General features: G+C 39.0%; 10 protein-coding genes and 3 pseudogenes. 3 read left to right on the forward strand and 10 right to left on the reverse strand.

Features of this window, described 5'->3' with window-relative positions; genetic code table 11:
• The coding region (locus KW850_RS28200; RefSeq protein WP_218351039.1) for a zinc-binding dehydrogenase at positions 1-426 on the forward strand (426 nt) is incomplete at its 5' end.
• 725 nt (positions 427-1,151) lie between these two features.
• On the opposite strand, the pseudogene KW850_RS28205 reads toward KW850_RS28200, so the two are convergent.
• Positions 1,152-2,225, reverse strand: a pseudogene (locus tag KW850_RS28205) (IS110 family RNA-guided transposase); the annotation flags it as partial.
• A gap of 662 nt (positions 2,226-2,887) precedes the next feature.
• Between KW850_RS28205 and KW850_RS28210 the strand changes: the two are divergent.
• The gene (locus KW850_RS28210; protein ID WP_218351040.1) at positions 2,888-7,276 is read left to right on the forward strand and encodes a S8 family serine peptidase; all 4,389 of its coding nucleotides are present in this window, start codon (positions 2,888-2,890) and stop codon (positions 7,274-7,276) included.
• Between the two features lie 92 nt (positions 7,277-7,368).
• On the opposite strand, the gene KW850_RS28215 is transcribed toward KW850_RS28210, so the two are convergent.
• The 3 genes from KW850_RS28215 to KW850_RS28225 all read right to left on the reverse strand — a co-directional run bounded on the left by KW850_RS28215 (position 7,369) and on the right by KW850_RS28225 (position 10,066).
• The gene (locus KW850_RS28215) at positions 7,369-8,295 is read right to left on the reverse strand and encodes a LysR family transcriptional regulator (protein ID WP_218351041.1); all 927 of its coding nucleotides are present in this window, start codon (positions 8,293-8,295) and stop codon (positions 7,369-7,371) included.
• A gap of 265 nt (positions 8,296-8,560) precedes the next feature.
• A complete protein-coding gene (locus tag KW850_RS28220) occupies positions 8,561-9,160 on the reverse strand; it encodes a hydrolase (protein ID WP_256358512.1) in 600 nt (199 codons plus the stop codon).
• A 306-nt stretch (positions 9,161-9,466) separates the two neighbouring features.
• Positions 9,467-10,066 (reverse strand): hydrolase, encoded by a 600-nt coding sequence (locus KW850_RS28225; protein ID WP_256358513.1) that lies wholly within the window; start codon positions 10,064-10,066, stop codon positions 9,467-9,469.
• Positions 10,067-10,811: 745 nt separating this feature from the next.
• Between KW850_RS28225 and KW850_RS28230 the strand changes: the two genes are divergently transcribed.
• On the forward strand, positions 10,812-11,132 hold the full coding sequence (locus KW850_RS28230) for a winged helix-turn-helix transcriptional regulator (protein WP_098934486.1): 321 nt from the start codon (positions 10,812-10,814) through the stop codon (positions 11,130-11,132).
• Positions 11,133-11,216: 84 nt separating this feature from the next.
• Here KW850_RS28230 and gntK read toward each other — a convergent pair whose 3' ends face one another.
• The 6 genes and pseudogenes from gntK to KW850_RS28260 all read right to left on the reverse strand — a co-directional run bounded on the left by gntK (position 11,217) and on the right by KW850_RS28260 (position 16,352).
• A complete protein-coding gene (gene gntK, locus KW850_RS28235; RefSeq protein WP_142354506.1) occupies positions 11,217-12,740 on the reverse strand; it encodes a gluconokinase in 1,524 nt (507 codons plus the stop codon).
• A 156-nt stretch (positions 12,741-12,896) separates the two neighbouring features.
• Positions 12,897-13,100 (reverse strand): annotated as a pseudogene (locus KW850_RS28240) (GntT/GntP/DsdX family permease); the annotation flags it as partial.
• A 122-nt stretch (positions 13,101-13,222) separates the two neighbouring features.
• Entirely contained in the window at positions 13,223-14,458 is a 1,236-nt protein-coding gene (gene fabF, locus KW850_RS28245) for a beta-ketoacyl-ACP synthase II (protein WP_098934484.1), read from the reverse strand.
• A gap of 212 nt (positions 14,459-14,670) precedes the next feature.
• Positions 14,671-15,189 (reverse strand): peptide-methionine (S)-S-oxide reductase MsrA, encoded by a 519-nt coding sequence (gene msrA / locus KW850_RS28250; protein WP_098934483.1) that lies wholly within the window; start codon positions 15,187-15,189, stop codon positions 14,671-14,673.
• A 17-nt stretch (positions 15,190-15,206) separates the two neighbouring features.
• Positions 15,207-15,413 (reverse strand): annotated as a pseudogene (locus KW850_RS28255) (GAF domain-containing protein); the annotation flags it as partial.
• Between the two features lie 234 nt (positions 15,414-15,647).
• Entirely contained in the window at positions 15,648-16,352 is a 705-nt protein-coding gene (locus KW850_RS28260; RefSeq protein ID WP_098934482.1) for an SDR family oxidoreductase, read from the reverse strand.
• Between the last annotated feature and the right edge of the window lie 15 nt (positions 16,353-16,367).

Raw genomic sequence — 16,367 nt, forward strand, 5'->3', positions numbered from 1 at the left:
GCCGCAATCAATTATAGGGAGCCGGATTTTGAGAAACAGATTGAGGCTGCATGCCCAAACGGTGTTGATGTCTATTTCGACAATGTAGGTGGTACGGTATCCGACACGATTATGAAACTTATTAATCACGGAGCCAGAATTCCGATTTGTGGTCAAATCGCAACGTATAATGGAGCTAAGACTGATATTGGTCCACGTGTGCAAATTAAACTTTTGACTACTAGCTCATTGATGCAGGGATTTGTCTTCAGTAACTATGCATCACGTTTTGCAGAAGGTGCCGAGATTATGGCTAAATGGGTTTCAGCCGGAAAAATCAAATATCAAGAGACGATTGTTGAGGGGTTTGAAAATACAGTATCTGCTTTTTTCCAGTTATTCACTGGTGGAAATACAGGTAAGTTATTGGTAAAGGTATCTGAATAAGAGGGTTAATGCAAATGTGCATCTTTAGGCAGTTGTTCCCGATCCGATGAAAAATCTTCACGCGAAGTAAGTTCGGGAACACCGCAGTAATGATTACTTTTGGACGAAAGGTACCTTTTTTTTGGTCTTACCCCTGTCAAATATCGCAATAAAAAGGAGCTTCAACGTGATGCGAAGCTCCCTTTTTGCATATGAAACTTACCACTTTTTATTTTTAATCACTTTTCTTGTACCTATTAATAAACGTATTAATATATAGATTAATACAACGACTCGATCGTGGTTTATTATTAACTCTTTTCCATTAGAATAAATATATTTAACATAAAAAAAAATATTGAGTATAATCTAAATACTGATCGTAGTGATTGTTTAATTCGTAAATCTTATTAACGTCAGTATACCAAACAGCAATAAAATAACTTACAACAAACAATAGATTTAATAATACTATTTTTTTATTCAACTTTTACTATCTATTTAATCATATATCAATAAATTTTATCAGAAAATTACTTCTATTCTCCCAGGAAAACATTCCCATTTATTTTAGCAAACTTATTCAACACCCTCAGTTTGATACGATTATCTCTCGAATGCTCACTTATTCGCAGGATTTCATATCCCTTGTATTTGGATTTACGTATAATTGATATGAGTTCAGATCATTTTGGCTTCGTGAAGGCATAGTTAAATAAAGGAGTCAGCTACCACTCCACATTTTAGTAGAGGAATCGCCGTAGCCGAGATCTTCCACGCTTTGAAATGACAATCTGACCTTTCCATTTTCCTGAACTTGCTTCAGCTAGATGCAATCCTGCATGGCGTAATAGAGAGTTTCCGTGAGAGAATCCGCTTAAGTCTCCTGACTCACCTAGTATCCCAGCTAATGAAATTTCACTTATTCCCATAATCATAAGTAGTTTTTTCGCGAATGGTATTTTGTTGAGGACATCTTTAACTTGTTGTTCAACTCTTTAGAGTTGTTTTACAGCGAGGTCATATTCCTCTAATAATTGTTCTAAATGGAATTTATAAGTATCAAGGGCTTGTCCGGTTCCAATAGAGGCTTTTGCTAGATTGATGAGTAATTGGCCCTTCTTGGGTCCTGGTTGTCGTTTCATTATAGACTTCCAACCCCTCTGGACATCTAGTGACTCCATTGAAGATATTTCATCTGGAGTTGGAAATAAACGAAGGGTTGCGATGGCTCCTTTGCACGAAACATTTTTAAACACTTGTCTCAGCTCTGGAAAGACAACATCTACCCATCGATTTATTTGATTAATAGACATTACGAGACGTTTTACAATCACATCACGATTAGACATTAGAACTCTAAGTTTCTCAAATGATTCTGATGATGGGCGAATGAAGGAATAGTAGCCGTTTTTGACCATATCCGCGATAACGAGCGCATCCTTTTTATCACTCTTAGATTGGGTATTATCACGATTCTCTTTATTCCTTTTTACTAAGTGGGGATTGACTGTTACTACCTCAATGTTTTGGTTATATAACCATTTGGATAGGTAAATCCAATAATGGCCTGTAGGCTCCATACCAACTATTGTTGAATCTAATTTTTTTAGTTTTTGTAAGTTTTGAATCCAACTTACTAGTTTTACGAACCCCTCTTCATTATTTTCAAATGAAAGAGGATCTCCAACTACAATTCCACGGAACTTAACAGCTTGAGCAACGTGTAGTTGTTGAGCGATATCCACACCAACAATAAGATGTGTATCGGAAATTCTTTCTATTAGTTGATTTTGTTTGTCTTGCATTTTAAAATTCATAGTAGGGCTTCCTCCTTAAGACTCTGAGTTTAGATTGGTCTCTATACTCGTATCTTACTGAGGGACTTTATTTTTTTCAAACCTGATATTTAACGATCTACAGGAATGCTATACTCCTTCTGTTGAGTAAGCTTAGGTAATTTTTATGATTTAATATCAAAATGTTAGTGAAATTGACTGATCATTTGACACGTTAATTGACAACTATTTTTTAGAGTACAACAACAATTGTCCTATAAAATAATTACATCCTTTAGGTTGTCAATTCTCTATAAAAAGTTAAAAAAGCCTTTATATAAAAAGAAAAATGGCATAGTCAGTTCTTATGCCATTTCATGTGTCAATTTATCGTTTTGCACCCCCAAACGGAACCCTTTAATAGAAAAAGGATAGGTTTTTTTGTATATTTTCTGCCGTTTTTCTATTCCCCTTCTTCCAACCTTCTATAGGATCAAATAAATCCAAAATTGATTCAATCCCTCCTTCTACTCTTTATTGATAACTAAAATGAATCATTATCATAACGAGGATGTCATTTACCCAAAAAAAATATCGCCATATAATTACCTTAGCATTTTAAATAGTCTTAATTATACCAATGTTATTAATAATTTAATTTTGCTATCCATAAATGCAATTCATATTAGAGGTGATTACATAAAATGAAAAAAAGAAATCAGTGGTTTAATGGGAGGACCGCAACCTGTATTGTCGCTTCTGCCCTAGTATTCTCCAGTGCGAGATTTGCATTTGATGCTCCCATTGGTTTGGCACAGGGAATCGATTCGGATAATGCGATGACACGTGTTGTGGTCGAAATGGACGGCGCACCCGCCATTCAAACACTGCCGAAGTCAGTAAGGATAGGGGCCGCTTCCAAATCAGCAGTAAGTAAGATGAAAGAACGTACTGAGAGTATAAAACTGGCACACGGGAAAGTATTACAAACAATAAATGAAAAAGGGATTCCATTCAAAGAGTCTAACGAATATACATTTACCTTTAACGGTATTTCAATGAAAGTCCCCAAAAACAAACTTGATGAACTGCGTTCAATTCCCGGCGTAAAAGCGGTGTATCCGGATCAGGAATATCACACAGACTTGGCCGAAAGCGTTCCTTTGATTGGTGCTCCTGACGTTTGGTCCATGCACGACCAAGAAAATCAAGGAGTGACCGGGAAAGGAGTGACGGTCGCTGTGATTGACACGGGCGTGGACTATAATCACCCTGACCTTGGCGGGGCGATCGGACCAGGGCACAAAGTACTCGGGGGGTATGATTTTGTCAATCATGATAACGACCCAATGGACGACTACGGCCATGGAACCCATGTTGCCGGAATCATTGGGGCTCATGGTAAAGTGACCGGGGTGGCACCTGACGCTTCGATAACAGCCTATAAAGTCATGGACAATAACGGATCAGGAGATACATCCGATATCCTTGCCGGAATAGAAGCCTCTATTTCTCCAGACAATCCATACCCGGCAGATGTCATTAATATGAGCCTTAGTGGTCCAGGAGATGGCAGTGATCCCATCTCCCAAGCCGCCCAAAATGCGGTTGAAGCCGGTGTAGTTGTTGTAGCGGCAGCCGGGAATTCAGGCCCTGGATATGGAACAATTGGTGCTCCTGCTATGGCAGAGGGAGTACTTGCTGTCGGCGCAAGTACAAGTGGTATCAAAGTGCCTGTCGCGAAGATGGTTGCCCCGGTTGAAGAGAATTTGTCCGTTACCCGCCTTGGGTTTACAGCAAACCCTCCTGAAGCAGCCACCACCCGCGAGCTGGTAGATGTTGGAGAAGGTGGACTGGAAAACTACGAGGGAGTAGATGTAAAAGGAAAGATTGCCCTAATTCAATTGCCTCAAGGTGCAAGTGTACAGCAAGCTTTTTCAGAAGCGGTTACAGCTCAAGAAAAAGGGGCCGATGCTGCGCTCTTTTACCTGCCTGACCAACCTGGCCCTGTTTTTAAATTAGGAGATACTATACCATCACAATATACATCCAATTCATCTGAAAAGTTACAAGCTCAAGATCAATTCCAGACAGATTCATCCTGGGACGGTCGGTTGGATACGTTGGCCGCAATGCTAATTACCGGAACAAAAGCTGGGGAATTAAAGTCCTACTTGGCCAAGGGACCCGTTAAAATCACGATTGCGGGAAAAGACGCAACGGATCAAATTGCTAACTTTAGTTCACGTGGTAATTCCGACTTACGAGCAAAGCCTGATTTAGTCGCTCCGGGTGTTGAAATCAATTCGACCTACATCAAGAAACAAGATGATGATTCCGGTTACACAAGAATGAGCGGGACAAGCATGGCCGCCCCTCATGTGGCAGGTGCAGCTGCCCTCATAAAACAACTCCACCCTTCCTGGAAAGCTAGCGAGATTGCCAGTATTTTAAAAGAATCCGCGAAGCCGCTGGCATCATATGATGTGCTTACACAAGGGGCAGGAAGACTGGATGTAAAGGCTGCAGCGGAAACCAATGTTGTCGCCTCACCTAATGGCTTAAATTTTGGAATAGCTGATTTAAAAGATTCTGAGATTCATAGAAGCGCTTCATTATCTTTGAACAATCATGGTGAAAAACCAGTTGATATGGATTTCACTGTAAAAGACGCTACAAAATCCGGGGCAGCCGTTACAGTGAATCCATCCCATATTCATATTGAACCAGGTCAGCAGGTCAATGTTGATGTGAATATCAACATGAATCGGCCGGATCAGGATATGGTTATTTCCGGATGGATAGAAGGAAATATCCAATCCGGAACAGAATCGCAGCATTTGCAGGAGCCATACCAGTTAACAGTACGGCATCTCCAAATTACTGCATCTCCCGATCCAGTAGCATCCACAGTGAATGAAACGGAGGCCTTCATATACAGTCCGGTTGATTTGTCACAAGCTCCAAAAGTGACAGTTCGAACTCCAAGCGGAAAGACAACTCAAGTGACTTCTGTCTTAGATCATGATCATTGGTGGCGAGTGCCCGTTCAGACTAGCGAAGTGGGAATATATCAGATTGATGCTAGCTCTACAGTCAAAAATTCCTCTAGTGAGGAATCTACGATAATAGGCTCTGGTTATGTGGAAAAATTACCAGCCGATAAGGAACACTCTTCCTCCTGGAAAGCTGTTGGACCATACTCTAATGCAGGGCTGATGCATATTGATCCAAAAAATCCTAAGGTCATGACGGTATTATCTACACAGTCTCCTTCCATTTTCCGGACTGAGGATGGGGCAAAAACTTGGCATGAGTTTCGAAATTTTCCTGTTGCAGGAGGAGTGCCAACTGCAATCGTCGTTGATCCTACTAATGAAAAAAATATATATGTTCCTGTTAAGTCGAGGTATAATGATCCAACGTATATAGGTAAGATATTCGCCAGCAAAGATGCTGGAATAACATGGAACACACTACCTTTTCCTAACATAGAAGTATCTGACTTAGTCATTGATGAGAGCGGGCAGAAATTGGTTGCTATTTCCAGTAACGAAGTATTTGTCAGCTTGGACAAAGGAATGAACTGGGAAAAATTGTCTGGAAATTGGCCATATCTTAATAAAGCACATCTTCTGAATAACGACCTATACCTTTCAGCAGGCTACAACGGTGTTTACGCTGTTAAAGATGTATTTTCAGGTTCAGCAACATCTGTGAAATTGTTTCAGCCGCGTTTTAGAGGGATACAAGATGTAGTAGGCAATCAGGATATACTTATTGCAAGTACTTATGGCGGTGGATTATATGCGTCCTATAACCAAGGTAAAGATTGGAATGAAGTTACCCATAATCAAGTACCATTTCATGATGTATTTTGCGTTAAGATTCTCGATGGAGGTATTTATGTAGGAACTGGTTATGATGGAATTTGGGTAAGCCACGATTACGGAAAAACTTGGGAATCTTGGAAACAACCACTTCCAGGGTCTAGGTCCCTTGATATCGATTTTGCCTTAGGAGCAAAATCTTCCCCTAACGGGAATCGCCCAGTTTATGTTTCTTCAGATCAGGCAGGAATATATGAAACACAGGATAAAGGTGAAACATATAAACGGGTCGGTATTCCTGGAGCAACGGTTTACGACTTGGCTATTTCCCGTAACACCCAAGGGTACCAGTTACTTGCCGGAACTGATGCTAACACGTATCGGACAATGTTACCAGATCAAAATAATGTTGCTTCCGCCACTCTCGAATGGGGAGCGGCTCAAGGTGAAGGAATGACAGGAGAACAAGTGTATCAGGTTGCAACGTCCCCAACAGAAGCAAATGTCGTCTACAAGACACGCTTTAGTGCGATTGGGACGATGAATGTGTACCGAAGCAAAGATGGAGGAGAAAACTGGGATTTGAAATTTGAAGATTCCTCAGTCCCTCTTGCCCTACTGGTTCATCCAGCCAACCCGAATGAAATCGTGATCCCATATAATATCCCAGGCACCGACGTAAAAGGCGTGTGGGTCAGCCAAGATGGTGGGGATAATTGGAAAAATATGAAGCAAGAACACCAGTTTACAGCCATAGCCGGTGATCCCAAAGATCCTAACCGGATTTGGGCTGGCGGAAATGACGGGCTATTTCTGTCCCAAGACATGGGCCAATCATTCCAAAAAATTCAAAACGTTCCTGTAAGCAGTATTGCGATTAACTCACACAATCCAGACCATTTAGTAGTGGGAGGAAACCATTTATATGTCAGTACAGATGGCGGGAAAACTTTAGAAAAAGCAAAGTATGCTGAATCTGAGCTCAACATTTATGTCAATGATATCATCGTTTCCCCTACTAATCCTAAGGTCGTCTATGCAGCAACTGGTGCCTTTTATCAAGGGGGACAAGGAGGTCTTCTTAAGGGAGGTCGCGGTGTGTTAATGAGTGTGGATGGCGGGGAAACATGGACGAATATATCCGATGGCCTTGATAACAAAAATGCAACTGCCCTTGAACTATCACCAGACGAAGAATATTTGTTTGTCGGCACACAGGGTGGCAGTGTCCATCGATTGAAAGTGTCTAATAATCATCGGTAAGATCACATAAACAGAAATCTTCTTATTCCCTTCCCCATTCCGCTTCCTGGAATGGGGAAGTTTTTTATGTAAGCCGTTTTAATTGGTACTTTTTAAGAAGTAATTAAAATATTTTCATTATACACTCTCTCATTCAGTTTTGTCTTTTCCACATAAGCAACCAACAAGTCTATAAAACATCTTGCAGCATGTCCAATATACTTTTCTTTATGATGTACAATGGCAATTTCCTTACAAATAGCTGGGTTTTCGATTTTAATAACCTTTAGGGTTCCATCATTCTCCGAATCGAGAAGTGTTCTGGGACGAATGGTTGCTCCAATACCTGCTTTCACTAAACTCAATATAGATTTTACCTCAGTCAATTCTATGATTGGCTGTATGGCAAATCCCACAGAGGCGAAGGCAAAATCAATTAATTTTCGGCACTTGTGGTTTATAGGAAATAATATTAGTGACAGGTCCTTAATCTCTTCTAACTTCACTTTATCCCTATTTGCCAATGGATGGTCATATGGAACGGCCAAATAATTTTCTACAATATATAAAGGGATATTCGTTAACTGTTCATTCTCTATAGGCATGAGTGTCAATGCTATGTCAATTTCATTTCGAATAACCTTTTCTTCAATATTATCTGACATTAAGATCTTTGTTTGCACTTGGGGCCACTTGTGATGAAGTTCTAAGAAAACGACGGATGCAAGCTGACTTAACTCTTCCGACATTGCCCCAATGATAAGTTTTCCTTTTTTTACTTTTTGAAGTTCTTCTAATTGTTCATATACACTTTTTATATTGGAGAATATTTTCCCAGATTGTTCCAGGAGAATTCCACCAGCTTCTGTGATGGCGATTTTTTTTCCTAAACGATCAAATAAACGGACTCCTAATTTATCTTCAAGCGTTCTCATTTGACGGCTCAAAGCAGGTTGTGAAATTCCTAATTTTTCTGCTGCCCTAGTGAAATGTAATTCCTCACATATAGCCATAAAGTATTCCAATTCCCTTAATTCCATAATTCCCCTTCTCTCCATCGTCTGATGGTAAAATTCAAATAAGCAAAAGGCAACGTTTTCAAATCATTGTCTTTATTTTCTTATTATTTATTGTAGAACACTAGGTATATAACCTCAATGAAATTATATTACGCAAATTTATCCAATACTTATCTAGAATTGAAACCCTTGTTAATTGGGCGATTTATTGTACCCTTTGGAAAATACCTCTCCAATGAATGGTAAAACCTCCCTATCATTGATAGGAAGGTAATTTTCATTTTAATTATTTGCCTTCACCAGTGTTGAACATTTCTTTTGCATATTGGATACCTAAACCATATGCACCACCGTGTTCTTCAGCAATAGATAGTACTTGATCATAAGTAGCTTGATTTGCCCAGTCACGTTGTAATTCCAGCATATATTGCATCCATGTGATTGGTGTAGCACCTGCTTGTACCATACGTTCAATCGCCATATTGTGGGCTTGATCGGTAACACCGCCTGAAGCGTCCGTTACCACGTAAACTTCATAACCATCATTAAGTGCTTCTAAAACTGGCATCACGACACAAACTTCAGTCCAAAGACCGGCAACGACGATTTTTTTCTTTCCAGTATCTTTAATGGCTTGGACCACGTTTTTATCATCCCAAGCATTCATGGATGTACGATCATAAATTTTTTGATCTGGGAAGACTTTTTTAATCTCTGGGAAGATTGAACCACTGAAAGACTTAGAAGCGACTGTTGTTAATACAGTTGGTACCTTAAACGTCTTAGCTGCTTCAGCCAATCCTGCTACATTATTACGTAGTGTTGCCACATCGATTGACTTAGTCCCAAAAGCCATCTGAGGCTGGTGGTCAATCATTAATAACATATGATTGGTTGGTGTTAATAATTTAGAAGTAGATTGGTCATCTACCTTTACTGGTTGATTTTCATTTGTTGATGCTTTTGTCACTGAACTATGTGTTAATTCTACTGCCCCTACTGCACCTAAGGCCACAGTTAAAGCCATTCCTACTGCTGCTAATTTTTTAATTACGGATTTCATCTTCTGAACCTCTTCCTTTATATATTTATATATTTGTAGTAATTTTTCAAAACACGTTTAATCTAAGGCCCACAAACTATTTCGAATTCATTTATCTCTATTTGAAGATATTTGGGTAAAATGAAGTAATTATTTGCCTTCACCAGTGTCGAACATTTCTTTTGCGTATTGGATACCTAAACCATATGCACCACCGTGTTCTTTAGCAATGGATAGTACTTGATCATAAGTTGCTTGATTTGCCCAGTCACGTTGTAATTCCAGCATATATTGCATCCATGTGATTGGTGTAGCACCAGCTTGAACCATACGTTCAACTGCCATATTGTGGGCTTGATCGGTAACACCGCCTGAAGCGTCCGTTACCACGTAAACTTCATAACCATCATTGAGTGCTTCTAAAACTGGCATCACGACACAAACTTCAGTCCAAAGACCAGCAACAACGATTTTTTTCTTTCCAGTATCTTTAATGGCTTGGACCACGTTTTTATCATCCCAAGCATTCATAGATGTACGATCATAAATTTTTTGATCTGGGAACACTTTTTTAATCTCCGGGAAGATTGAACCACTGAAAGACTTAGAAGCGACTGTTGTTAGTACAGTTGGTACCTTAAACGTCTTAGCTGCTTCAGCCAATCCTGCTACATTATTACGTAGTGTTGCCACATCGATTGACTTAGTCCCAAAAGCCATCTGAGGCTGGTGGTCAATCATTAATAACATATGATTGGTTGGTGTTAATAATTTTGAAGTAGATTGGTCATCTACCTTTATTGGTTGATTTTCATTTGTTGATGCTTTTGTCACTGAACTATGTGTTAATTCTACTGCCCCTACTGCTCCTACGGCAACTGATAAAGCCATTCCTACTGCTGCTAATTTTTTAAATAAAGATTTCATATTCTAAACCTCTCCCTTTATATATTTGTAGTAATTTTTCAAAACATGTTCAATCTAAGGTCGCAAACTACTTTGAATTCAAATATCTCGAATTTGAGATATTTAAGTAAAAAAATTAATCCTATTTACCTTCATTAGAATTTAACATTTCTTTTGCTTATCCTTTACTTGATATCTTCATCCATGTTCCTTAACAAATGCTAATTTTAAAATTAGGGATTTCTTCTTCATTACACCGCCCCTAATTTATATGTAGGAATTGTCTAGGAACCCCCCTACTCTTCTCCTCCTTTTATTTAATTTTTCTCGAATAATATATTTCAAACAAAACAATCTTGAAACAAAACATTTTAATTTCGAGATAATTTTATTATAAATAATTTAATTGAATTGTCAACCTTAAATTTAAAAATTATTTTATTTTATGGTTACTTTTTAATACAAATTTCCTTTTAAACTTAATCGTTTAAATCTTTATTTATTAGTGTATTTACGATATAATCATTTATATCAAAGAAATACCTTGTTACTTTTAGTACACAATTATTGCAAATTGGAGGTGTTTATCTTGAGTGAGAAGGAAACACAGGATAAAGTATGTTCAAAGGTTGAAGAATCGTACAATATTATCGGAAAAAAATGGATGGGTTTAATTATCCATACTCTAATGGAAGAACCAAAACGGTTTAGTGAAATCCATGCTTATATTCCTGATTTAAGTAAGAGAATGCTTAACGAACGAATGAAGGAACTTGAGGATTGCGGAATCGTTCTAAGAAATGTAATTACAGATCGCCCAGTACGAACAGAGTATTCACTTACAAAGAAAGGGACGGAATTAGGAAGAGCCCTAAAGACAGTAGAGGATTGGGCTGATAAATGGCTATAAAGTTAAACTTCAATTAAAAAAGAATGCCAAGCCACTTCTTTAAAGAGGTGGTTTGGCAGTCAAATTAACTTAATGGCTGTGCTTTTAACTCCTTTTCTTTTGAAAAGCAGAAATACTTTCGTACTCTTCTTTCAAAAGTCGAGAAAGGCGAATATAGATTGGAGCTAATTCTTTATATATTTCCACATTTTCTATATGCGGTTCATGATAATGAGTAGCACCTACCATTTCCGAAACTACATGTAACGTATTAATTTCACCAAGACTATATAAACCCAGAATCGCCGCTCCCAAGCAAGAACTTTCAAAACTTTCAGGTACATGCACCTCTTGATGGAAAATATCCGCCATCATTTGTCTCCAAAGCGGTGATCTTGCAAAACCTCCGGTTGCTTGAATTTTTTTCGGCTCGCCTATCAATTCTTTTAAGGCAAGAAGAACCGTGTATAAATTAAAGATAATCCCTTCCAAAACAGCGCGGATAAGATGTTCTTTTTTATGATGTAAGCCCAATCCGAAGAAGGATCCCCTTGCATTTGCATCCCATAAGGGAGCTCTTTCACCTGCTAAGTATGGGTGGAATAATAAGCCATCAGATCCAGGATTCACTTTTGCTGCAATTTCCGTCAGTACTTCATACGGGTCCTTTCCTAAACGTTTCGCGGTTTCAATCTCTGAAGAACCCAGCTGGTCACGGGCCCATCTGAAAATCATGCCTCCGTTATTGATCGGACCTCCAATCACCCAATGATCTTCGGTTAAGGCATAACAAAAAATCCTACCTTTAGGGTCTGTCACAGGCTGATTTGTCACAGTCCGAATAGCGCCGCTTGTCCCGATTGTAACGGCAACTACTCCAGGTTCAATCGCGTTCACACCTAAGTTGGATAACACTCCATCACTAGCGCCAACGACAAATGGAGTGGATGGAAGCAAGTTCATCTCTTTTGCAAATGTTTCGTCCAACCCTTTTAAACAATATGTTGTAGGAACTGGTTTGGAAAGTTGTTGTGCTGATACCCCTGCAACATGAAGAGCTTCTTCATCCCAATCCAAATTTCTCAAATGAAACATTCCTGTTGCTGATGCAATGGAGTAATCGATGACAAATTCCTTAAATAGCTTATAGAATACATATTCCTTAATGGAAATGAACTTATATGTACTTGAAAATAATTCTGAATGCTCATTTCGAAGCCAAGTCAGCTTTGATAAAGGTGACATGGGATGAATTGGCGTCCCGGTGCGAAGATAGATTTCATGCCCGTTCATTTCATTCTTAATTTTTTCAGCCCACTCTGCGCTTCTATTGTCCGCCCAAGTGATACATTTGGTTAACGGCATTCCCTCTTTATTAACAGCAATCACACTATGCATCGCTGAACTAAAGGAAACAAAAAGAACATCATTAGGCTGGACATGGTTTGCTTGTACAACCTTCTTAATGGTGGTGATCACGGCCTGAAAGATCTCTTCAGGGTCTTGTTCCGCCGTTTCCGGTGTAGGAGAATGCAAAGGATATTCAATTCCATGGCTTGATATAACAGTGCCGTCGATTGTAAATAGAACAGATTTTGTACTAGTTGTGCCGATGTCTACACCTATCATATATTTTGTACTCACGATTTCTTCCTCCTTACAAAGGATTTTTACTGCTTCCTAATCAAGGAGAGAAGCTAAAAATAAGCTTCTCTCCTTCACGTAAATCATTTATAGATGTGACACTTTAAACTTCCTCTATAGTTTATATTAGTAGTATTGTTTTTAAACAAACAAATTAAGCAATAATACACCGCCAAAAGCAACAAATGAAAGGATTGTCTCTAACACTGTCCACGTTTTAAAGGTTTCTTTCACGGATAATCCCAGGTATTCTTTTACCATCCAGAATCCAGCATCGTTTACATGTGAGAACATCAAGGATCCTGCACCTGTCGCGATAACAAGCAATGCCTGATTTACACCTGACTAGTCCAGTAATTGCAGGTAATGCATTAATAAAAAATAGCGAGTAAATCAACTTCTATGTTTCCGAAGAATTATATTCGCACCAGGATCACCTATCGATTATTCCTTTTCTTCAGCTCTATCTATATCGAAAATTTCTTAAATGCCAACACTGCATTATGTCCTCCAAAACCAAAACCATTAGAAATAGCATAGTTTATTTTCTGGTTAACTGCATGGTTTGGAACATAATCTAAATCACACTCTTCATCTGGTACATCATAATTAATAGTTGGAGGAGCTATATCTTCCATGATACTTTTGAGGGTTATAACAGCCTCAATCCCACCTGCTGCTCCAAAAAGGTGCCCAGTCATTGATTTAGTGGAACTTACCTTTAAGTTATAAGCATGAGCACCGAAAACACTTTTAATCGCTTTGGTCTCTGATTTATCTCCTTCAGGGGTACTTGTACCATGTGCATTTATATAATCCACATCCGTCAATCGAATATTTCCCATTTCTAAAGCTAATTTCATGGCATTTGCGGCCCCATTGTAATCAGGTGAAGTAATATGGTATGCATCTGTTGTGGAACCATAACCTACGATTTCTCCTAAAATTGTCGCTCCTCTTTCCTTTGCATGCTCATATTCTTCCAGGAATAAAACACCCGCTCCTTCAGACATGACAAAGCCATCACGCCCTCTGTCAAATGGGCGACTTGCCTTTTCTGGAAAATCATTAAGAGTAGACATTGCTCTCATTCTTGAGAATCCAGCAAAAGCTAGTGGATTAATAGGAGCTTCAGCGCCTCCTGCTAATATGCCATCAGCATAACCATGTCTAATATTTAAAAAAGCCTCCCCAATTGCTTGATTCCCTGTTGCACAAGCAGAAACAGGTGAAAAGCTAGGCCCTTTAAAACCCGTTTTTATAGATATTATTCCTGACGCCATATTACTGATCATCATTGGAACCATAAATGGTGAAACTTTTCTTGGTCCCCTTTCAAGCAAAGCTTTATGATTTTCTAATGTAGTATTAACTCCTCCAATACCGGAACCAATATAAACCCCTAATCGCTCCTTATTAACATTTTGTAAATCTAGATTCGCTTGTTCTAAAGCTTGTTGAGCAGCAGCAACAGCATACTGTATGAATAAGTCATATTTTTCCTGTTCTTTTTTATCCATATATTGCTCTGCGACAAAGTCGGTAATATAACCTGCAATTTGGGTGTTAATATTGCTATAGTCATCAGATTCAATTCTTTTGATGCCTGAATTACCTTCTTTAATGTTCTTCCAGAACGCTTCAATTGTATTTCCTAACGGTGAAACGACTCCATATCCTGTCACTACAACCCTTCGTGCCATCACCAACACTCTCCTGTCATTCCTTTATTGCATAACTACTTCAAAAGATCTTTAAGTTGTTCCAATATTTTAGACAAAAAACCATCTCTGAATACAAGTTTACATTGAATCGGCCTTTAATACTAGAAATGAGAAAAACTGCTAATGCTTACAGATCGTCAGTATTTTGAAATTATTCAGCTCTTTTCTCCAATAGTTTAATAATTTTTCAATTATTTGGTCCAGTTCTCTTTAATAAACTGATCACGGCCGGACTTTTCCCGATCTTCCTTATAATGTTTTGGATTCTTCATATGGTAATCTTGATGATAATCTTCGGCTGCATAGAAAGGCTCGGCCGTCAAAATTTTCGTTACAATAGGTTTTGCAAATCGACCGCTTAATTCCAAATCTTGCTTGGATTGAAGTGCCAACTGTCGTTGCTGTTCATTATGGTAAAATATTGCGGTTGTATATTGCGTTCCACGATCCTGGAATTGTCCGAATGCATCTGTCGGATCAATTTGCAGCCAATAAAGTTCTAGTAACCTTTCATATGGAAAAAGCTCGGGATCAAATGTGATTTGTACGGCTTCGACATGTCCCGTCTTCCCCGATTTAACATCTTCATACGTAGGGTTTTCCTTGGTACCGCCGGTATAGCCTGACACGATACCTTCGATTCCGGGCAGTTCTTCAAACGGTGTAACCATACACCAGAAACACCCTCCGGCAAAGGTTGCTTTTTGCATGTTCTATGTCCCCTTCCTTAGATGTATTGCACTAGAGCCCAAACCAATTGTTCTAAGCTTTCTTGATCGATTGCATCAAATCTATTTTTGATCGGACTTTCGATATCCAGTACGCCAATTAGCCGATTGTTTTTTACGATCGGAATAACGATTTCCGACTGTGTGGCCGCATCGCATGCAATATGGCCTGGGAGCAAGTGGACATCCTTGACTCGAACTGTCTCCCATCTCCTTCATTTATTAACTTACTAATATTTAAGTTTTATCTTGACGCATAGCATCTCGAGTAGTTTTTACTTATATATAGAATTTACATACTCTTTTATTGTTCTCAATAACTTTTCCGTAATTTTCAAATTCACAATGAATCTCATATTCAACCGACAAGCTAAAAGTGCCCTCTCTGAAAGAATGAGCAGTTACGAATAATACAGTTGCCAATTAAATTAACTCTTTAGTTATTGGTGAAACAATTGTGGGTATATCGCTTTTACCCCGCCAGAGAAATCTTGCTGTACCTTTCGGCTCAAATCGTTTGCTACAATTTCATAGCTATCGGCTTCTATACCATCGATAGCAATCTTTGCAATGTCAGCAGGGTTAGCTTTCGGTGCTTTAATATTTGCTGTCATGTCTGTGTCCATAAACGCTACATGCAACCCAGAAACATGAATATTTTTAGGAGCTAGGACCAAGCGGAACGTATTCGTCAAACTCCATTCTGCCGACTTCGCTGCTGGATATGCCCCCCCTCCGTTCAAGCTCAACCAGGATAGAACAGAGAGAATATTCAGGATTGTTCCTCCGCCATTTTTCTCAATAATAGGAGCAAAAGCGCGTATCATCGAGAGAGTGCCGAAAAAATGAGTGTCCATCTCCAAACGAATTTTATCCACATCACCATCTAGCAGCGCAGCTCCGGTACTCGATCCAGCATTATTGATCAGTAAAGTTACATCCCTAGCAATCTCGGCTGCTGCAGCAATCGACTTTTCGTCTGTTATGTCTAGCTGTAGTGGGATGACTCCAGGAAGATCAATCAATTCCGGTTTTCTGACTCCTGCATAAACCTTAGCACCTCTAGCGAGAAGTTCCTGTGCAAGATGACGACCAAGGCCCCGATTTGCTCCTGTAATTAGTGCTATTTGTTTTGAAATTTCCATATACGTATACACCTC

This window comes from Bacillus sp. sid0103, from assembly GCF_019219025.1.